The sequence below is a fragment of the Streptomyces sp. NPDC003011 genome (genome assembly GCF_053591515.1).
This window is the reverse complement of record NZ_JBSFTY010000037.1, coordinates 1-18,334: the sequence shown is the minus strand read 5'-3', so window position 1 is coordinate 18,334 and position 18,334 is coordinate 1. Positions and strand designations below refer to the sequence as shown.

The following is an 18,334-nucleotide window of genomic DNA, read 5'->3' as shown; positions in this document are numbered from 1 at the left end:
AGAACACCCTTTCGGCTGTCTGTGATTTTCCTGAGAAACGCACAGGTGACTCTCAGGGAAGTCCTGGGAACCCCACCGGTTCGGCCACCGCCGGGGCAGGAAGCCCACCAGGAAGCGCGATGTGGGACCGGACACACGGGGTGGACGGGGGGCGGTCAGGTGGCCGAGGGCGGTCGGGTGGTTGGAAGCGGGCAGGGGCGGCCGGGTGGTCGGAGGCGGCCGAGTGGTCGAGGTCGGTCGGGTGGTCGGAGGCGGTCAGGTGGTCGAGGGCGGTCGGGTGGTTGGAAGCGGGCAGGGGCGGCCGAGTGGTCGAGGTCGGTCGGGTGGTCGGAGCGGCCGGATGGTCGAGGGCGGTCGGATGGTCGGGGTACGCCTCTCGCGGAACCGGGCTGCCCGGGGACTCAGAACAGCTCGTCCTGCACGACTGCCGGTCCTCTGAACGCCCGCACGGGCACGGACAGCTGCCCGCTCGTGGAGGGAACCAGCTCCCACCCGGTCATCAGCCGCGTGTCGAGCACCACCACCCCGTCGCCCGTCTCCAGGTGCAGGTCGGGCCCGGCCACCGCCACCAGCCGCCCGCCGACCGCACCGCCGGCGACGAGCTCGCTCACCTCACCGGTGAGCACGGCCAGGCCGGTGAGTCCGAACACGCCCACGTGATCGACGGGCCCGCAGGGCGCGGGCGTGAGCGACTCCGGCCATCCGCCGAGTGCCACGGCCCGGGCGTGCACCTCCGTGATCTCAGCGGCTCGTTCCGCCGATGATCCCGGCAACCGGGCCCGGACCGCCCGCTTCTCCGCGTACGGGATGCGGTCCGGCACCCCGAGTGCGGCACGCAGCAGTTCCTCGGTGCGCCGGGCCGCCATCAGCGGGCCGGTGCCCAGCCAGCTGAAGCAGACGGCGCCCTGTTCGAGCAGGCGCGCGGAGCCTCGCTCTTCGGCGGTGATGCCGACCTTGAGCAGACCGGGCCCGAACCACGCCAGATACACCCGGTACGGCCGCGGGTCGTCCGCGAGCGTGTCGGCGGCGACGGAGTGCGCCCGGTCCAGCCGCGCGCACTCCTCGCAGCGCGCCCCCGTACTCCGCCCCGCGACGGCCGCCCGCCTCGGACATGGATGCCCCCGCGCTCCCACACATGTCCGCACGCCCCCTTCCGCGACCTCGAAGGCCACCCGCTTCCCCCAGGTCAGCGCAGTGCGCCGCCCGCCGTCCCACATCAGCACGGGACCGTCCGCCGACCACCTCAGCCCCGAGCACTTCCATGCCTGTGCCATCCCTCCCGAGCGTAGAGGGCACCACTGACAACGGCGGCCCCGCGGAGGCCGGGGCGCGGACGTCAGCCCCCGGAGGGAGCGGTGGCCGGCACCGGTTCACCGGCCCCGGACACGACCCCGGCTCCGGACACGGCCCCAGCTCCAGCTCCGGACACGGCCCTCGCCCCGGACACGACCCCCGCCCCGGATGCGGCCACCACCGCCGTACGACGAACCCCCCGCCCCGCCAGCCGGCACCCGACACACCCGGGGTGCCCGGCACGCGCTCCCCTGTCCCGCACCCGCATTCCCCACTCCCCCCTCGGCCGGATCCCCGGCGGCTTGCCCCAGCCGGTGAGATGCAGGACCCAGGTGACGAGGAGGCTCACGACGTCGATCCCGGCGCCGGCCACCAGGAGCGGCACCGACACCAGACACACCCCCAGACCCAGCACCGTGGTCCCGACGGTCGCGATGCCGAACCCGGTCCAGCCCGCGACCGTGTGCCCCTCGTCATACTGATGTGCGCTCACGTGCCCGCCCGCCTTCCTCTCGTACGGGTACCTCACGACGTAAGAAGTTTACCGCCTAAACCTCTCACAAGCTAAGGGAAACAGGAACTCGTCATGCCAGCCACGTCGCGCCCCGCCGCCACTCCGGCCCAGGCGCTCTCGGCGATGGACTCCCTCGTCGCGGCCCACCTGCTCGGCCAGCAGGAGATGGCCCAGCGACTGGGCCTGAACGTCACCGACCTCCTGTGCTTCGCCTACGTCCTCCAGGCCGGCGAGAACCTCCTGACGGCCGGCGAGATCGCCGAACGCGCCCACGTCACCACCGGCGGCGTGACCGGCATCCTCAACCGCCTCGAACGCGCCGGTTACGTCACCCGCGTCCCCGACCCGGCGGACCGCCGCCGCGTCCGCGTGGCCGCCGTGCCGGACGCGGTCACCCGCGTCGTGGCCCTCTACGCCCCCCACTACGCCCGCCTGACCGACCTCTTCGCCGACTACTCCACCGGCGAACTCGCCGCCATCACCGACTGGTTCACCCGCGCGACGGCTCTGGCGCACGGGTACATCGAGGAACTCCGCGACCGCGACGCCAAGGGGGAGTGACACCGGACGCAGTGCCGAAGCGGGAAACCCGGCGCGCACGACAGGCGGACCGAGGGCGCGTCACGCCCGGTGCCCCTGCGAAAGTGGCCCGGTGCTGATGAATCCCGAGAACACCCTGTTCATAAGAGCCACGCCGCCCGGTCCTCCCGTACTCCTCCTCTCCGACACCCCCGTCCTCCACGGCCAACTGCCGTCCGTGACCGCGCCGGACGGCTCGGTGCCCCTGTGCCAGGGCTGGAGCCTTCTCCCCAAACTCACCGTGTGCGTGGTGGACGGCCCGGGTGAGGCCGGGGTGATGATCCCGGCCATGGTCGCCCCGGTCCTCGACGGGACCGGCGCGAGCGAGGACGGCATGGACGCCATGGCCGCCTGGCGCGGTGACGCGGAACAGGCGGGCGGCGCGATCGTCCTGTCCCTCGACCGGATGCCCGAAGAGATCGACTGGCCCCAACTGCTGGGCTCGGGCGCGGCACACGGCGGTTTTCTGCGGCTCCTGCGGTGAGCGGCGTCGGGGGTGACCCCCCGGGCATGGTGGGGCTGGCTCCACCCCCGATCCGGTAGGGCGCTCCATCGTTCCCGCTAGCGGACGAGGGCATCGTTGAACCTGGCTGATCCCAGCTGAAGCTCGACTGAAGGCCGATTGAAGTCCGGCCGGTGTCAGCTGAATCCACGAGGTTCAAGGCCCGTCCGGAAGGAATCGTCATGGAGTCGCTGCTCACGCCGAAGCCGCAGCCCACGCGCGGCGAGCCACGAGCGGCCCGCACGACGCCCGTGACCTCCGCGATCTCCGTACCCACCACGTCCCCCGCGTCCCCCACATCCCCCGCGTCCACGGCGTCCACGGCGTCCACGGCGTCCACCACGGCTCCGGGCCCCTTCGCCTCCTTCATCCGGTTCGTGATCTGCGGCGGCGGCATCGGCCTCCTCGCCGGCCTCGCCGTACCGCTGCTCGCCCGGACGATGCCCTGGGCGGTCGCGAACGCGGTGATCACCGTCGCGTCCACCCTGCTGTGCACCGAGCTGCACGCGCTCTTCACCTTCGGCACGGGCCGCCGCGCCGGCTGGCGCCGGCACCTGCAGTCCGCGGGCTCGGCCACGGCCGCGTACGTGGTGACCTGCGCCGCGGTGTTCCTGCTGCACGCGCTCCAGTCGTCGCCGAGCATGCTGTGGCAACAGGCGGTGTACCTCTCCGCGTCCGGTCTCGCCGGGATAGGCCGCTTCCTGGTCCTGCGCCTGTTCGTCTTCACGACCGGCGACCGCAAGCAGCCGGCGACGCACGACCGGAGGACACCGCGTGAGCCGAGGACGACCACCCCGCAGCCCCACTTCACACAGCCGCGCAGAACGGACGACGACTGGAACCTTCCGTTCGTGAGAGCGCAGGCGTTCGCCGGATGACCGCCGAACGGACCGAACGGACCGGATGCAATGGACGGACCGGACGGACCAGGCGGCCCACCCGAAAGGCACGAGGCGTCCGCGGAGGCCCGGCGCGACCGACCGGCTCTCCCGAGGGCCCGGACGGGGTTGCCCGGGGAGTTCCCAGCCCTCTCCCCGCCGTACACCCTGAAACGCCAAAGGCCCCGGAGTGATCCGGGGCCTTTGACCTGTGTGCACTCGGCAGGATTCGAACCTGCAACCTTCTGATCCGTAGTCAGATGCTCTATCCGTTAAGCTACGAGTGCTTGTTCTGTTTTCCGCCGCTCTTGGCCCTTCTGGGCCGCTCGCGGCGACAGGAAGAACATTACATGACTGCCGCCGCCATGTGAAATCCGTTTGCCATACCGCTTGTGACCTGCGGAAACGTGTCAGAAGAGGGAGGCGGGAACGACGAAGCCCCAGTCCGTGGACCGGGGCTTCGTGATCAGGCGCGGAGGCGGAGGGATTTGAACCCTCGATGGGCTTTAAGGCCCAAACCGCATTAGCAGTGCGGCGCCATAGACCGGACTAGGCGACGCCTCCCGCACAACCGCTCGCGCGAGCGCGAGTGGTGCGTGCAGATGATGACACAGTCGAGCGGGGTGTCACCAATCGCCTCCCACGGTACTAGGCAGGCGGCCCGCAGGGCAAAGTCCTTACCGGGCCGCGCAACGTCCCGTGATCCGCCGCGTTAGTCAGGTCATGTCGCAGGTCACCCGGCTCGGCCGGTTCCCAGGTTTCACCCGGCTCCTCCTCGCCGTCGGCTCCGCCGGCGCCGTGAGCTCAGTCGTGTCCATCGCCGCGGTACCCACGGCGGCCGCCGTTCCCGCCGTCCCCTCCTTCGCGCCCCCGCCCGTCCGGGGCGAGGACCGGGCGCCCGTCGGTGATCACCTCATCGTCACCGTGCGGAACGCGGGTGCCTCCGCCGACGGGACGTTCCAGGTGGACTGTCACCCCAGTCGCGGGACTCATCCCGACGCGAGCGGCGCCTGTGCCGCTGTGGACCGGAGCACACGGTGGGGGAGGGACGTCTTCGCACCCGCACCGAAGGACGGCTTCTGCACCATGCAGTACGGCGGGCCCGCCACCGCGCACGTCACCGGAACCTGGGCCGGACGGCCCGTCGACGCGACGTTCGACCGCGGCGACGGCTGCCAGATCGAACGGTGGGACCGGCTCGTACCGCTGCTGCCCGAGGTGGGCTCCTGACCCCGTCCGGGACCAGCTGCCACCCGCTGCTCCCGCCCGAGCCGGCGTCCCCGCCCTCACACGACAAGCCGCTCTGCTACTGATACTGCTACTGCTACTGCTACTGCTGTCACTAAGCACTGTCGCTGCGGATGCCCCGGCTCCGTACCCGTCCCGGAATGATCCCGCCCAGGTCACGCCACGGGGGAACCGGGAGCCCAGGGGTGCGGTCGCGCATGCGGTCACACGTTCTACGTCACTTCGTCGTGCGACCTCCCTCTCATCCGGCGTCGCGAGCGCAACCGCTGCCCTTAGACTCCCTCGCGTGACACGTTGCGGGTCGGTTGGCAAGATGGCCCGAGCGGTCGGCAAGGTGCGGTAACAGGGAGGAAGCGTCTCGTGAGCAGCAGGCCATCCCGAGGCGCTGCTCGCCTCGCAGCCATACTCGACGCGCTTCCCGACGCATTGGTGCTGGTCAACGCCAACGGGACCGTCGTCAACGCCAACACCATCGCCCTGGAGGCCTTCGAGGCGCCGGGGACGGCTCTGGTGGGGCGGGGGCTGCTCGACCTGCTGCCGCAGTTCGACTCCAAGCTCATCCCCGGCTCCATGCGACGGCCCGACCACATGGACCCTCGCGGGCGGACCAAACCGACCCGGATGATCGCCCGGCGGACCGACGGGAGCGAGTTCCCGGTCGAGGTCACCAGCGCGAATCTCGAGAACGGCCAGCAGGCCTACGACGGTTACGGCAACGGCGCCGACGAGCTGCTGATGCTCGTCGTCCGGGATCTGACCGGCACCGTGGACACCGAGGCCGAACTGGCCCGTTCGCAGCGGCAGACCGAGATGATCCTGCGGGCCGCGTCGGAAGGCGTCGTGGGCACCGACACCGACGGGCGGATCGTGCTCGTCAACCCGGCCGCCGCTCAGATACTGGGGTACCGGGCCAGCGACCTCGGCGGGCGTGAGCTGCACGGTCTGGTGCTCCACTCCCGTTCCGACGGCACCCCCTTCTCGTACGAGGAGTCGCCGCTCGCCGACACCCTGCGCTCCGGGCGCAAGCACCGGGTGCGCGGGCAGGTGCTGTGGTCGAAGAAGGGGGACAAGGTCCCGGTCGACCTGACGACCGCGCCCGTCCGTGACGGCGACCAACTCGTCGGCGCCGTGATGACCTTCGCCGACCGGCGGCCCTACGACCTGCTCGCCGAGGAGAAGGCGGCCGCCGAGAAGCGTCACGAGGAGGAGCTGGAGCGGCTCTCCGAGGAGCACGCCTCCGAGCTCACCGCGCTGCGCCAGAAGCATGTGAACGAGCTGGAGGAGATCCAGGAGCAGCACGAGGAGGAGCTCGCCGCGGGCGAGGAGCGCTACGCCGCCCTCGGGGAGCGGGAGAAGGACCGCTACGAGGCCCTCGCCGGGCGGCACGAGCAGCTGCTGACGCTGCTCGCGCAGTCGCTGCGCGGGCCCCTCGACGAGCTGCGCCGCGAGCTGTCCGCCCTGGCCGCCGACGACGCGGGGCAGTTGTGGCCCGAGGCCAACCAGGTGCTCCACCACCTGTCGGCCGGCTACTCGCGGATCACGACCCTCATCGACAACGTCCTCGGCTACCAGCGCCTCGACACCGGGACGGACGGCATCACCCGTACGAAAGTGATGCTCGACGCCGTCGTCGCGGCGGGTGTCGACGGGGCCGTGGAGCTGATCGGGCCCGGGCGGGTGCAGTTCGCCGTGCACGCGCCGCCCATCGAGGCCGAGGTCGACTCCCGGCTGCTCGCCACCGCGCTCGCCCACCTCGTCGCGGACGTCGCCGGCGTCGACGCGACCGGCAACGCGCCCGTCTCGGCGGGCGGTTACATGGACAACACGGTCGTCGTGGCGGCGGCGCAGCGCGGCGAGGTCGTACGGATCGAGGTGCGCGGGCCGTACGCCGGCGGCGACCCCGTGCACGAGCCGATCGTGCGGGGGATCGTGCGGGCGCACGGCGGCGTGCTGCAGACGCACGAGGTGCCGGGCATGAGCGGCAGCGCGTACGTCCTCGAAGTGCCCCTCGGCGGCGGGGCGGGGGCCGTCGCGGCTCCGGGCCCGGCCGCCCTGGAAGCGGCGCCCGGCGAGGTCGCGCTGCCCGAGCAGGCCACCTCCGGCGGCGGACGGCGGCGGGCCCGGCGGTCCTCCACGGACGCCTTCCTGGACGTCGAGGCACCGGCCGACGGGGACGGCGGCGAGACGGAGGCCGCGGCGCCGACCGGACGGCGCCGGCGCCGGGCCGCCGCCGCGCAGGAGCCCACGCCCTTCCCCGCCCAGGCCGCGGACGAGGCCTCTGAGGGATCCGGCGGTACCGGGCGACGCCGTGGACGGCCCGCCGAGATCGCCGCCGGAGACGGTGGTGACGACGTTCGCCCTGGTGACGGTGGTGACGGTGGTGACAGCGCGGTCGGGACAGAACCGGCCGGAGGTGTCGTAGGCGTCGCGGGTGCTGCAGGTGTCGCCGGTGCTGCAGGTGTCGCCGGTATCGCCGGTATCGCGGGGGTTTCGGAAGGTGCCGTCGTCACCGCCGCCGAGTATGCGGCCGGGACCGCGGCCGCGGGGACCGGGCTGGGCGGGACGGTGCCGCCGCAGGGCGTGCCCGCGCCCGGCGGGCGGCGGGCCCGGCACGACTCCGGGGAGCAGCACGCGCTGCCGCCGGCGCTGCCCGCCGTGGCCTCCGCCGATCCGGCCCGGAGTGCCGGGACGGCCGGCTCCGCCGAGGATCCGCAGCAGCCCACCGGACGGCGTCGGCGGGCGCTGGCCGCCGCCACGGAGCGCGCGGCCACGCAGGAGACGGGTCCCCGTACGGTGTTCGCCCTGCCGCCCGCCGAGGCGGACCGCCCGACGGGCGCGACGGCGGGGCAGCCGGGAGCGGCGGCTCCGGCTCCGGCTCAGATCCCGGCTCCGGCTCAGATTCCGGCTCAGGCTGCGGGGCAAGTGCAGGTTCCTGGTCAGGGTGTTCCCGCGGACGCCGGTGCCGGCGACGGGCGGCACGACGCCGTGCCGCACAGCCAGGCCGACGACCACACGCCGCCGCAGCCGCATCCCACGAACGCGCCCACGGGCCGCCGTCGGCGGGCGGTCGGCCAGCGAGCGGAGACGGAGACGGAGACCGCCGGGGCGCCCGTGCAGCAGGTACCCGCCCAGGGCGCCGCGGCGCAGGCAGCCGCCGGGCAGGGAACGCCGGTCCAGGCGGGCGTGCCTCAGGCCCGCGTCGCCCAGGGGGCTCCCGTCGCCGCGCAGGGCCCTACGGCAGGACAGGGGTATACGGCAGGACAGGCGGCGTCGCTGCCCGGGCAGCCGGTGCCGGCCGCTGGACAGCCGGCTCAGGCCGGGGTTCCGGCCGGGGTTCCGGTCCCCGCGCCGGGTACGACCGTGCACGGGGTCCAGATGGCGCCCGGTCAGCCGGTCGTGGCGCAGGACGCGGCGGTCCCGCCCGTGGTGTCGGTGCCGTCGGCCCAGGGGCAGGGCGTCCCCGCTGCCGCGCAGCACGCGTCGGGGCAGCACGCGTCCGGGCAGCTCGGCCTGCCCGCGCACGTCACACCGGGTCAGCCGGTACCTGGTCAACCGGTACCTGGTCAACCGGGACAAGGCGCACCCGTTCCCGGGCAGTCCGCACCGAACCAGCTCACCCAGGAACAGATCGCTCAGGGTCAGATGCCGCCCGGTCAGGCCGCCGTGCCCCACCAGGGCGTACCCGCTCAGGGTGTTCCGGCTCAGGGGGTTCCCGCACAAGGTGTCCCCGCTCAGGGTCTTCCGGCCGCTGAAGGCGTGGCCAGCCCCGCCGGCGCAGGTCAGCCGCTGCCGGCCGAGGCCGCGCCCGGTCAGCCCGCGCCCGGTCAGGGTGCCCCGGGCCAGCTCGTCCCCGGCCAGGTTCCCCCTGGTCAGATTCCCCCTGGTCAGGCCGTCACCGCCGGCCAGGGCACCCCGGGGCAGCCGGTCCCCGCGCAGGGCGTTCCGCCGCACGGCACCCCGGCCCAGGGCACGACCGCACCGGGCACCCCGACACCGGTCCCGCACGCTCCAGGCACGCCCGCGCAGACCGCCCCCGCACCCCAGCAGTGGCCCGGCGCCCAGGGCACGTCCGGCGCCGGCATGCCCGTACCGCCGAACGGCGCCCTCGCCCCCACCGCTCCCCAGAGCCCGCAAGCCGCCGCCCAAGCCGCGCAGCTGCCCCAGCCCAACCAGCCCGCACACGTCGCACAGGTCGCACAGGTCCCACAGCCCTCGCAGACACCCCAACCCTCCCCCGGCGCACCCGTGCCCCCCGGCGCCCCCTTCCCCTCACAGGCCACCGCGGGCCACCCCCGCGCCGCTCAGCCGCTGCCCGCAGAAGCTCCCGGTGCGACGGATGCGACCGGTGCCACTGGTGCCACTGGTGCGACCCCGTCGGCCGCGCCCGCGCCCCTCACACCGGCCACCCCTGCCACCCCTGCCACCCCCACCGCACCCACCGCACCGCCCGACCCCGCCGTCGATCCCAACTCGACCCAGGGCCGGGCCATCAGCGTGCGCACGCTCGGGCAGGGCGTACCGTTCACGCGGCAGACGCAGGGCCAGTCCCCCGCCCCTCCGCATCCCCACGCACCGCAGCCGTCGGCCACGCCTCCCCCGCAGCAGCCGGGCGGTTCCGGCCGGCGTCGCAAACTGGGTACGCGGACCGATCCCGCCGCCGAACACCCGGAGCAGGCGGCCCGTCCGCATCCGCAGGGCGAGCAGCCCGGCGTACCGCAGCAGTCGCAGCAGCAGCCGCAGCCGTCCCTGGCCGGGCAGTCCCGGCTGGCGCAGGGGACCGAGGGCACGGGACGGTCGTACGCCATAGGGGCACCCGACGTGAACGCCGCCGAGGGTCCCGAGCCGTTGGACGGACCGGGCGGTGCCGTCGAGGTGGCGGACACGCCTCGGCCGCAGCCGATGGACGACGAGCTGCCGCCGGAGCCGCTCGACAATCCGCGCAGGCTGCTGGTGTGGCCGGCGCCGGACGTCACCACTCAGCAGGCGCTCAGCGACCGCGGGTACCGGCCGGTCGTCGTGCACTCGCGCGAGGAGGTCGACGCGCAGATCGCGGCGTTCCCGGCCGCGCTGTTCGTGGACCCGCTGACCGGGCCGATCACCCGGACCGCGCTCCAGTCGCTGCGTCAGGCGGCCGTCGCGGCCGAGGTGCCGGTGCTGGTGACGGCCGGGCTCGGTCAGGCGTCGCGGGAGGCGGCGTACGGCGCCGATCCCGCCGTCCTGCTGAAGGCGCTCGCGCCGCGCGACACCGAGCAGCATCCGCCGCGGGTGCTGCTGATCGAGGAGCACGCGGAGATCGCGCTGGCGCTGACCGCGACGCTGGAGCGGCGCGGGATGCAGGTCGCGCGGGCCGCGAGCGACGCCGACGCGGTGACGCTGGCGGGGCAGCTCAGGCCGAACCTGGTCGTGATGGATCTGATGCAGGTCCACCGGCGGCGGGCCGGGATCGTGGACTGGCTGCGGGCGAACGGGCAGCTCAACCGCACCCCGCTCGTCGTCTACACCGCCGCCGTCGACCCGGCGGACCTGCCGCGGCTGGCGTCAGGCGAGACGGTGCTGTTCCTCGCCGAGCGGTCCACGAGTACCGAGGTGCAGTCGCGGATCGTGGACCTGCTGGCCCGGATCGGCATCAACTAGCCACGGCGCCGGGTGCGACGAGGGCCTGTGCCGGGTGCCTGTCCTTCACGCGTACGTCTAGGGCGCGATCAGCCGCCGCGCCGCCTGCTTGATCGAGGCGCGCAGCCGCTCCCGGTCGGCGTCCTGCGCGCCCGTGAGGACGCGGCGCATCTGCGGGACGGCGGCGGCCCAGTTGGCGAGGGCCGTCAGCAGGAACAGCAGGTCGCGGGGCGGGAACGCGTCCGTGATGACGCCACGGGCCTGGCCGTCCTCGATGGCGGTGACCTTGCGGGTGTAGTGGTCCTGGCGCTCGGCCTCGTCGGGCAGTTCGTCGCTGCCGTACTCGATGCCCTCCCAGAACAGCAGGCGCAGCAGTTCGGGGTGGGTGGCGTGGTAGTCGAGCAGGCGGTCGATCCAGCCCTCGATGTCGTCCGGGTCGACCGGGACGGAGGCGGCGAGGTCGACCATCCGTGCGCCGAGGACCTGCGTGAACAGCTCCGCCTTGTTGCCGAAGTAGGCGTAGATCAGCTGCTTGTTCGCCTTGGCCGCGGCCGCGATGCGGTCGATGCGGGCGCCCGCGATGCCGTGGCGGGCGAACTCGGCGACCGCCGCCTCGAAGATCCGGGCCTTGGTGGCCTCGGGGTCCCTGACTGCCATGACGGCAGCGTACCGCCCGGGCAACCAACCGTTTGGTTGACGGGAATGCGCGAGCGGCTCACACTGTTGAGCCGGACATCCAACTAACCAGTTGGTTGTTGGAGTCGGCTCGAAGAACGGGCCCCGAGACGCTCGCAGGCGAAGGAGTACTCCCGCTCATGCCATCCGCGACCACCGCAGCCCACGAGGTCCGGACCCCCACCGGGCCCGGCAGGACGGCCGCCTCCGCCCTGCTCCTCCCCCTCATCGCCCTCTGCACCGCCGTCACGGCCGCCAACATCTACCTGGCGGCCCCGCTGCTCCCCCTCATCGCCCGTGACTTCGGCTCGACGTCCTCGGCCGTGGCCTGGATCGCCTCGGTCGCACAGTTCGGCTACGCGGCCGGCCTGCTCGTCTTCGCCCCGCTCGGCGACAGCGTCAACCGGCGCCGCCTGGTCGCCGTCCTGTCGCTGGTCGCGGCTCTCGCCCTGGTCGCGGGCGCGACGACCACCGGGACCACCGCCCTCGCCGGGACCGTCCTCGTCGCCTCCGCAGCGACCGTCGTCCCGCAGCTGCTCGTCCCGCTGGTCGCCCAGCGCGCCCCCGCCGACCGTCGCGCCCGCCATGTCTCGGCCGTCATCGCGGGCCTGTTCACCGGTGTCGTGGCGGCCCGCGTGCTCGGCGGACTGATCGGCCAGGCCTTCGGCTGGCGGGTGGTGTTCGTGGGCGCGGCCGCCTTGACGGCCGTCCTCGGACTGGTGACCGCCTACGCCCTGCCCGTCGAGCACCGCACCCGCACCGGCTCCCTCTTCTCCGGCCTCGCCGCCCTGCCGTCCGTCGTCCGCCGCTCGCCCGACCTGTGGCGCGCGTGCGTCCGCCAGGCCGGGATGTACGGCGCCTGGAGCGCCCTGTGGACCTCGCTCGCGCTGCTGCTGACCGAGACGGGCGGGTCGGGCTACGGCCTGTCGACCGCGACCGCCGGCCTCTTCGGCCTCTTCGGCCTGGCGGCGAGCGTGGTGGCCCCCCTGGCGGGCGGGCTCGTGGACCGCTTCGGCGCCGCCAAGGTCGTCCGGTCCGCGTACCTCCTCGCCGCCGTGTCCGTACCGCTGTTCTGGCTCGGCGGGCAGGTCATGGGTGCCCTGTTCGTCGCCGCCATCGCGATCCACGCGGCCCTGGTGGCGTCCCACGTGGCCAACCAGACCCTGGCACTGACCACCACCTCCACCCCGGCCACCGCCAACACGGCCTACGTCGTCGCCGGTTTCGCCGGCGGCGCCCTCGCCTCCGCCCTGGCCGCCCCGGCCTTCACCCACTTCGGCTGGAGCGGGGTCTCCGCGGTGGCGGGGGCCTGGCTGGTGATGGGGTGGGCGAGTACGTCGGTACGGCGGCGAGAGATCCGGTGAGGGCTCCGTCCGCGCGACGGCGGGGGGCCGTCCGTACGACGGTTGGGGGGCCGTCCGTACGACGGTGGGAGTCCGTCCGTACGACGGTGGGGGCCCGCCCGTACGACCGTGAGGGCTCGCCCGTACGACGGTGAGGGCTCGCCCGTACGGAGATGACGTGCGCGCGCGTTCGCCGGGTCGGGACCGTGAGGTCGCCGGCCCGGCGTGCGCGTGTGGCCTGGTCGGAGCAGGGTGGCGGGGTGGCGGAGCGTGCTGCTCTCAGAGCTTCGTGATGTCCAGCTGCCCGTCGGCGTACTGCCTGCGCAGTACCTTCTTGTCGAACTTGCCGACGCTCGTCTTCGGTACCGACTCGATGATCGTCCAGCGTTCCGGGAGCTGCCACTTGGCGATGTGGCCCTCGTCGGCGAGGAAGGCGCGCAGGGACGCGAAGTCGGCGGTGGCGCCCTCCTTGAGGACGACCGTGGCCAGCGGACGCTCGCCCCACTTGTCGTCGGGTACGGCCACGACGGCCGCCTCGACGACGGACGGGTGGGCCATCAGCGCGTTCTCCAGGTCCACCGAGGAGATCCACTCACCGCCGGACTTGATGACGTCCTTGGCCCGGTCGGTGAGGGTGAGGTAGCCGTAGGGGGAGATCGTGCCGACGTCCCCCGTCTTCAGCCAGCCGTCCTCGCTGTACTTGTCGGCGGGGCGCAGGGGTTCGGCGTCGGAGCCGTTGTAGTAGGCGCCCGCGATCCAGGGTCCGCGCACCTCCAGCTCGCCGGCCGACTCGCCGTCCCAGGGGAGGCGTTCGCCGCCGGGGCCGGTGAGGCGGGCCTCGACGCTCGCCGGGAAACGGCCCTGGGTGATCCGGTACGCGAACTCCTCCTCCGTACCGACCGCGTGGGCCGGCGGGCGGGCGACCGTGCCGAGCGGCGAGGTCTCCGTCATGCCCCAGGCGTGGCACACCCGCATGCCCAGCCTGTCGAACGCCTCCATGAGCGAGGGCGGACAGGCCGAGCCGCCGATGGTGACCTGGGTGAGGGAGGAGACGTCACGCGGCTTCGCGGTCAGTTCGGCGAGCAGGCCCTGCCAGATGGTGGGCACGGCGGCCGCGTGGGTCGGCTTCTCGCTCTCGATCATCCCGGCGAGCGGGACCGGCTGGAGGAAGCGGTCCGGCATCAGCATGTTCACGCCGGTCATGAAGGTCGCGTGCGGCAGGCCCCAGGCGTTGACGTGGAACTGGGGCACCACGATCAGCGAGGTGTCCTGGTCGGTCAGGCCCATCGACTGGGCCATGTTGACCTGCATGGAGTGCAGGTAGATCGAACGGTGGGAGTAGACGACACCCTTGGGGTCGCCCGTGGTCCCGGAGGTGTAACACATGGCCGCGGCCCGGCGTTCGTCCAGCTCGGGCCAGTCGTACGTGGTCGGCTTCCCGGCGATGAGGTCCTCGTACTCGTGCACCTGGACGGTGGCGCCCGCGAGGAGGGAGCGGTCGCCGGGGCCGGTCACGATCACGTGCTCGACCGTCTTGAAGTGCGGCAGCAGCGGAGCCAGCAGGGGGAGCAGCGAGCCGTTGGCGATCACCACCTTGTCGGCCGCGTGGCCCACGATCCAGACCAGCTGCTCGGGCGGGAGGCGGAGGTTGAGGGTGTGCAGGATCGCGCCCATGGACGGGATCGCGAAGTAGGCCTCGACGTGCTCGGCGTTGTTCCAGGCAAGGGTCGCCACACGGTCGTCGTCGACGACTCCGAGGTCCTCGCGCAGCGCGTGCGCCAACTGGGCGGCACGGGCGCCGACCTCGGCGAAGGAGCGGCGGTGCGGCTCGTCCTCGCCGGTCCAGGTGATCACCTGCGATGTGCCGTGGACCGTCGACCCGTGGGCCAGGATCCTGGAGATCAGCAGCGGTACGTCCTGCATGGTGCTCAGCACGGCGTCCTCCCGAGGCGACATTGCCTACGCGGTAGTAAGGGGTTGCGCAGATTCTGCGCGCATACCGCGCGGTATGTCACTAGGGAAAAGTGATCGATCACGTCACGTTGCACTCGCCGTGTGGAGACGGTACGGGGTCGACGCGCCGCAACCGCCGGTCCGGTCCCGGGCCGCCTGCACAGGACCGGATAGGACCCTCGCTACCGGGCCAGGGCCGGATGGGCAGACGCCCCACCGGGCAGAGCCGGCTCGGGGGCCCGTGCCCGCTACGGACAGGACCGGATAGGGACCTCGCTACCGGGCCACGACCAGTTCGGGGTCCTCGCGCAGCTTCCCCAGTGCTCGGGACACCGCCGACTTCACCGTGCCCACGGACACCCCGAGCACCTCGGCCGTCTGCACCTCGCTGAGGTCCTCGTAGTACCTGAGCACGACCATCGCCCGCTGCCGGGCGGGCAGCTTCATGATCGCCCGCCACATCGCGTCGTGCAGCGCCTGCTGCTCCGCCGGGTCGTCGCCGGTGGGCACGGACTCCGGCTCGGGCAGTTCGTCGCACGCGAACTCGTCGACCTTGCGCTTGCGCCACTGCGAGGTGCGCGTGTTCAGCAGCGCGCGGCGCACATAGCCGTCGAGCGCGCGGTGGTCCTGGATCCGCTCCCAGGCGACGTACGTCTTGGTGAGCGCCGTCTGCAACAGGTCCTCCGCGTCGCTCGGATTCGCGGTCAGCGACCGGGCGGTACGCAGCAGCACCGGCTGGCGGGCCTTCACGTACGACGAGAACGAGGGGTACGGAAGGGTCTGCGTCGCCGGTGTGGCGGCCTTCGAAGCGCTGGTGCAGACGGGTGTGGTCATGGCTCCACGCTATGAGCGCAGGCGCCTTCCGCTCATCGGCCGCAGGTCCCGAAGACGAGTCCGCCTCAGGTTGTAGAGGTGGTGCTGGCTGCACCTCCTGGAGGTGGACGACCGGATCGGGGGTACTGCGGGATTACCCCTGGGGGTCATCCCGCCGGCCGTCCGGGCGGCTCACCCGTCCGAGGTCAGCACCAGGCCCGACGTCGGCACCCCCGTCCCCGCCGTGACCAGGACCCGGCTCGCTCCCGGTATCTGGTTCACCGCCGTGCCCCGGACCTGTCGTACTCCCTCCGCGATGCCGTTCATGCCGTGCAGGTAGGCCTCCCCCAACTGTCCTCCGTGTGTGTTCAGCGGCAGCCGCTCCTCGGCGACGAAGCCGGACGCCTCCCCCTTCCCGCAGAACCCGAACTCCTCCAGCTGCATCAGCACGAACGGCGTGAAGTGGTCGTACAGGATCCCCACGTCGATGTCGGCCGGTCCGAGTCCGGACGTCCGCCACAGCTGCCGGGCCACCACACCCGTCTCCGGCAGGCCCGTCAGGTCGTCACGGTAGAAGCTGGTCATCTGCTCCTGCGCCCGGCCCGCGCCCTGGGCGGCCGCGGTGACGACGGCGGGCGGGTGCGGCAGCTCGCGGGCCCGCTCCACCGAGGTGACCACGATCGCCTGGCCGCCGTCGGTCTCCTGGCAGCAGTCCAGCAGCCGCAGCGGCTCGACGATCCAGCGGGAGGCCGCGTGGTCGGCGAGGGTGATCGGGCGGCCGTGGAAGTAGGCCGCCGGGTTGGTCGCCGCGTATCTGCGGTCCATGACCGCCACGTGCCCGAACGCCTCCGGAGTCAGGCCGTACGTGTGCAGGTACCGCTGGGCAGCCATCGCCACCCAGGACGCCGGGGTGAGCAGCCCGAAGGGCAGGGACCAGCCGAGCGCGGCTCCCTCCGCCGACGGCTCCCGGTGCCGCACGCCCGAGCCGAATCGCCGGCCCGACCGCTCGTTGAAGGCGCGGTAGCAGACGACGACCTCGGCCACGCCCGCGGCGACGGCGAGCGCGGCCTGCTGGACGGTGGCACAGGCCGCCCCACCGCCGTAGTGGACGCGGGCGAAGAACGCCAGCTCTCCCATTCCGCAGGCCTGGGCGACGGTGATCTCCGGGCTGGTGTCCATCGTGAACGTGACCATGCCGTCGACGTCGGCCGGCCGCAGCCCGGCGTCGTCCAGCGCGGCCCGTACCGCCTCCGTCGCCAGCCGCAGTTCGCTGCGCCCCGAGTCCTTGGAGAACTCCGTGGCCCCGATGCCGACGATCGCCGCCCGTCCTCCGAGGGCGTCCCGGGTGCGCACACTCATCCCGCCTCCCTCCCGTCGCTCCCGTCGCCCACGTCATCACCCGCATCGCCCACCGGCACGGTGACCGTCACGGTGCCGGTCACGTGTCTGCCGATCCCGTTGACGCCGACCACGCGAACGGTCGCGGTGGCGCCGTCCGTGTCCTCGCGCACGTCCTCGATCGTGCCCGTCAACACCATCGTGTCGCCGGGGTGGTTGGGCGCGCCCAGTCTGATGGCCACCCTGCGGAGTTCGGCCCGGGGGCCGAAGTGGTCCGTGACGTACCGGCCGACCAGTCCGTTCGTCGTCAGGATGTTCATGAAGATGTCGGGGGAGCCCTTCCGCCGGGCCAGTTCGGCGTCGTGGTGGACGTCCTGGTAGTCGCGGGAGGCGAGGGCCCCGGCGACGATCAGCGTGCGGGTGACCGGGACCTCCAGGGGCGGCAGCGCGTCACCGGGTTTCATGCGGCTCCTGGCGGGCGTGGAAGACGGGGAGCACCAACGCGTCGTCGTACTCCTGGAATGCGAGCCGGACCGGCATGCCGATCCGCACCTTGTCGGGCGCCGTCCCGACCACGTTGCTGATCATCCGCACGCCTTCCGCCAGCTCGACCAGGGCGACGGCGTAGGGAGGGGTGAAGGCGGGGAAGGGCGGGTGGTGCATCACGACGTACGAATAGACCGCGCCCTCACCGCTCGCCTCGACCGTGTCCCAGTCCGGGCCTGCGCAGGTGTTGCAGCCGGGCAGCCAGGGGTGGCGCAGGGTGCCGCAGCCGGTGCAGCGCTGAATCAGCAGGCGGTGCTGTCGGACGCCCTCCCAGAAACCGGCGTTGTCACGGTTGACGACGGGGCGGGGACGCGGGGGTGTCTCACGGTGTGGTGCGGGGGCGTACTTGAGGATCCGGAAGCGGTGGGTGCCCGCGAGATCGTCGCCCACCCGGATGTCCGTCCGGGTCGTGACGAAGTGTCCCGCGCCCAGCCTGGTCGTCTTGCGCTCCGACACCGACTCGATCACCGTGTCGAAGGTGACCTCGTCGCCAGGTCGCAGAGGCCGCACGTACTCCTGCTCGCAGTCGGTGGCGACCACCGAGGTGCAGCCCGCCTCGTCGAGCAGGGTGAGCAGTTCGTCGTACGCCTCGGTCCGGCCGGTGTGACCGGAGAGGCCGCCCATGGTCCACGCCTGAAGCATGGTGGGCGGGGCCACGGCGTCCGGGCCGGTGTACGCCGGGTTGGTGTCGCCCATGGCCTCGCACCAGTGCCGGATCATGGGCAGGTTGACGGGATCCTTGCCGCTGCCGGCGACGGCCGAAGGCCGCCCCTCGTACGCCTGCAGCCGCTGCTCCAGGCCGCTCACCCCCGACTTGTCGCTCACCTTCGCCCCCTCGTCGTCCGACATCCCGTCCGCATCGCGTAGACACTTCTGGTACACGGCAGCCGCCGGTCCGGTTCCCACCGTCCTCGCGAAGATTTCTGACTGTCCGTCAGATGCGGTGAGGTGTCAAGGCCGATACGCAGGACGGGAAAGCGCTGCTCGGCGATCCGGTCGGCCGCCGCGGCCGGCGGAATCCCGTCCGCCTTCGCACGTG

14 protein-coding genes and 2 tRNA genes are annotated in these 18,334 nt (G+C 72.8%); 6 read left to right on the top strand and 10 right to left on the bottom strand.

The window, feature by feature from the left end:
* Positions 1-401: 401 nt before the first annotated feature.
* Positions 402-1,274, bottom strand: coding sequence for a DUF2797 domain-containing protein (locus tag ACWD0J_RS20025; RefSeq protein WP_451497144.1), 873 nt, complete (start codon positions 1,272-1,274; stop codon positions 402-404).
* A 62-nt stretch (positions 1,275-1,336) separates the two neighbouring features.
* On the bottom strand, positions 1,337-1,786 hold the full coding sequence (locus ACWD0J_RS20020; RefSeq protein ID WP_451497143.1) for an HGxxPAAW family protein: 450 nt from the start codon (positions 1,784-1,786) through the stop codon (positions 1,337-1,339).
* A 93-nt stretch (positions 1,787-1,879) separates the two neighbouring features.
* On the opposite strand from ACWD0J_RS20020, the gene ACWD0J_RS20015 reads away from it, so the two are divergent.
* The 3 genes from ACWD0J_RS20015 to ACWD0J_RS20005 all read left to right on the top strand — a co-directional run bounded on the left by ACWD0J_RS20015 (position 1,880) and on the right by ACWD0J_RS20005 (position 3,766).
* The gene (locus ACWD0J_RS20015) at positions 1,880-2,368 is read left to right on the top strand and encodes a MarR family winged helix-turn-helix transcriptional regulator (protein WP_451497142.1); all 489 of its coding nucleotides are present in this window, start codon (positions 1,880-1,882) and stop codon (positions 2,366-2,368) included.
* Positions 2,369-2,465: 97 nt separating this feature from the next.
* Positions 2,466-2,870 carry a hypothetical protein gene (locus ACWD0J_RS20010; protein WP_451497206.1) on the top strand — a complete coding sequence of 135 codons (405 nt, stop codon included), beginning with the start codon at positions 2,466-2,468 and terminating at the stop codon, positions 2,868-2,870.
* A 386-nt stretch (positions 2,871-3,256) separates the two neighbouring features.
* Positions 3,257-3,766, top strand: coding sequence for a GtrA family protein (locus ACWD0J_RS20005; protein ID WP_451497205.1), 510 nt, complete (start codon positions 3,257-3,259; stop codon positions 3,764-3,766).
* Between the two features lie 214 nt (positions 3,767-3,980).
* On the opposite strand, the gene ACWD0J_RS20000 is transcribed toward ACWD0J_RS20005, so the two are convergent.
* Both ACWD0J_RS20000 and ACWD0J_RS19995 read right to left on the bottom strand, forming a co-directional pair.
* A tRNA-Arg gene (locus ACWD0J_RS20000) sits at positions 3,981-4,053 on the bottom strand.
* 186 nt (positions 4,054-4,239) lie between these two features.
* A tRNA-Ser gene (locus ACWD0J_RS19995) sits at positions 4,240-4,330 on the bottom strand.
* 159 nt (positions 4,331-4,489) lie between these two features.
* Between ACWD0J_RS19995 and ACWD0J_RS19990 the strand changes: the two genes are divergently transcribed.
* Positions 4,490-4,996 (top strand): SSI family serine proteinase inhibitor, encoded by a 507-nt coding sequence (locus ACWD0J_RS19990; protein WP_451497141.1) that lies wholly within the window; start codon positions 4,490-4,492, stop codon positions 4,994-4,996.
* Between the two features lie 378 nt (positions 4,997-5,374).
* Entirely contained in the window at positions 5,375-10,648 is a 5,274-nt protein-coding gene (locus ACWD0J_RS19985; protein ID WP_451497140.1) for a PAS domain-containing protein, read from the top strand.
* 57 nt (positions 10,649-10,705) lie between these two features.
* Here ACWD0J_RS19985 and ACWD0J_RS19980 read toward each other — a convergent pair whose 3' ends face one another.
* Positions 10,706-11,284 (bottom strand): TetR family transcriptional regulator, encoded by a 579-nt coding sequence (locus ACWD0J_RS19980; RefSeq protein ID WP_451497139.1) that lies wholly within the window; start codon positions 11,282-11,284, stop codon positions 10,706-10,708.
* A gap of 158 nt (positions 11,285-11,442) precedes the next feature.
* Between ACWD0J_RS19980 and ACWD0J_RS19975 the strand changes: the two genes are divergently transcribed.
* On the top strand, positions 11,443-12,666 hold the full coding sequence (locus ACWD0J_RS19975; protein ID WP_451497138.1) for an MFS transporter: 1,224 nt from the start codon (positions 11,443-11,445) through the stop codon (positions 12,664-12,666).
* Positions 12,667-12,924: 258 nt separating this feature from the next.
* Here ACWD0J_RS19975 and ACWD0J_RS19970 read toward each other — a convergent pair whose 3' ends face one another.
* The 5 genes from ACWD0J_RS19970 to ACWD0J_RS19950 form a co-directional block, all read right to left on the bottom strand.
* Positions 12,925-14,601, bottom strand: a complete 1,677-nt coding sequence (locus ACWD0J_RS19970; protein WP_451497137.1) for a long-chain fatty acid--CoA ligase — start codon at positions 14,599-14,601, stop codon at positions 12,925-12,927.
* A 273-nt stretch (positions 14,602-14,874) separates the two neighbouring features.
* Positions 14,875-15,432, bottom strand: a complete 558-nt coding sequence (locus tag ACWD0J_RS19965) for a SigE family RNA polymerase sigma factor (protein WP_451497136.1) — start codon at positions 15,430-15,432, stop codon at positions 14,875-14,877.
* A gap of 171 nt (positions 15,433-15,603) precedes the next feature.
* Entirely contained in the window at positions 15,604-16,770 is a 1,167-nt protein-coding gene (locus ACWD0J_RS19960; RefSeq protein ID WP_451497135.1) for a lipid-transfer protein, read from the bottom strand.
* Positions 16,767-17,213 (bottom strand): MaoC/PaaZ C-terminal domain-containing protein, encoded by a 447-nt coding sequence (locus ACWD0J_RS19955; RefSeq protein ID WP_451497134.1) that lies wholly within the window; start codon positions 17,211-17,213, stop codon positions 16,767-16,769. Before ACWD0J_RS19955 ends, ACWD0J_RS19960 begins: the two co-directional genes overlap by 4 nt.
* Positions 17,200-18,144, bottom strand: a complete 945-nt coding sequence (locus tag ACWD0J_RS19950; RefSeq protein ID WP_451497133.1) for a bifunctional MaoC family dehydratase N-terminal/OB-fold nucleic acid binding domain-containing protein — start codon at positions 18,142-18,144, stop codon at positions 17,200-17,202. The genes ACWD0J_RS19955 and ACWD0J_RS19950 overlap by 14 nt, the downstream gene beginning before the upstream one ends.
* Positions 18,145-18,334 lie beyond the last annotated feature (190 nt).

Coding starts and splice junctions, on each gene's coding strand:
- ACWD0J_RS20025 (WP_451497144.1), bottom strand. CDS start 1,274: ATGGCACAGGCATGGAAGTGCTCGGGGCTGAGGTGGTCGGCGGACGGT.
- ACWD0J_RS20015 (WP_451497142.1), top strand. CDS start 1,880: ATGCCAGCCACGTCGCGCCCCGCCGCCACTCCGGCCCAGGCGCTCTCG.
- ACWD0J_RS20010 (WP_451497206.1), top strand. CDS start 2,466: ATGAATCCCGAGAACACCCTGTTCATAAGAGCCACGCCGCCCGGTCCT.
- ACWD0J_RS19990 (WP_451497141.1), top strand. CDS start 4,490: ATGTCGCAGGTCACCCGGCTCGGCCGGTTCCCAGGTTTCACCCGGCTC.
- ACWD0J_RS19980 (WP_451497139.1), bottom strand. CDS start 11,284: ATGGCAGTCAGGGACCCCGAGGCCACCAAGGCCCGGATCTTCGAGGCG.
- ACWD0J_RS19975 (WP_451497138.1), top strand. CDS start 11,443: ATGCCATCCGCGACCACCGCAGCCCACGAGGTCCGGACCCCCACCGGG.
- ACWD0J_RS19970 (WP_451497137.1), bottom strand. CDS start 14,601: ATGTCGCCTCGGGAGGACGCCGTGCTGAGCACCATGCAGGACGTACCG.
- ACWD0J_RS19965 (WP_451497136.1), bottom strand. CDS start 15,432: ATGACCACACCCGTCTGCACCAGCGCTTCGAAGGCCGCCACACCGGCG.
- ACWD0J_RS19960 (WP_451497135.1), bottom strand. CDS start 16,770: ATGAGTGTGCGCACCCGGGACGCCCTCGGAGGACGGGCGGCGATCGTC.
- ACWD0J_RS19955 (WP_451497134.1), bottom strand. CDS start 17,213: ATGAAACCCGGTGACGCGCTGCCGCCCCTGGAGGTCCCGGTCACCCGC.
- ACWD0J_RS19950 (WP_451497133.1), bottom strand. CDS start 18,144: ATGTCGGACGACGAGGGGGCGAAGGTGAGCGACAAGTCGGGGGTGAGC.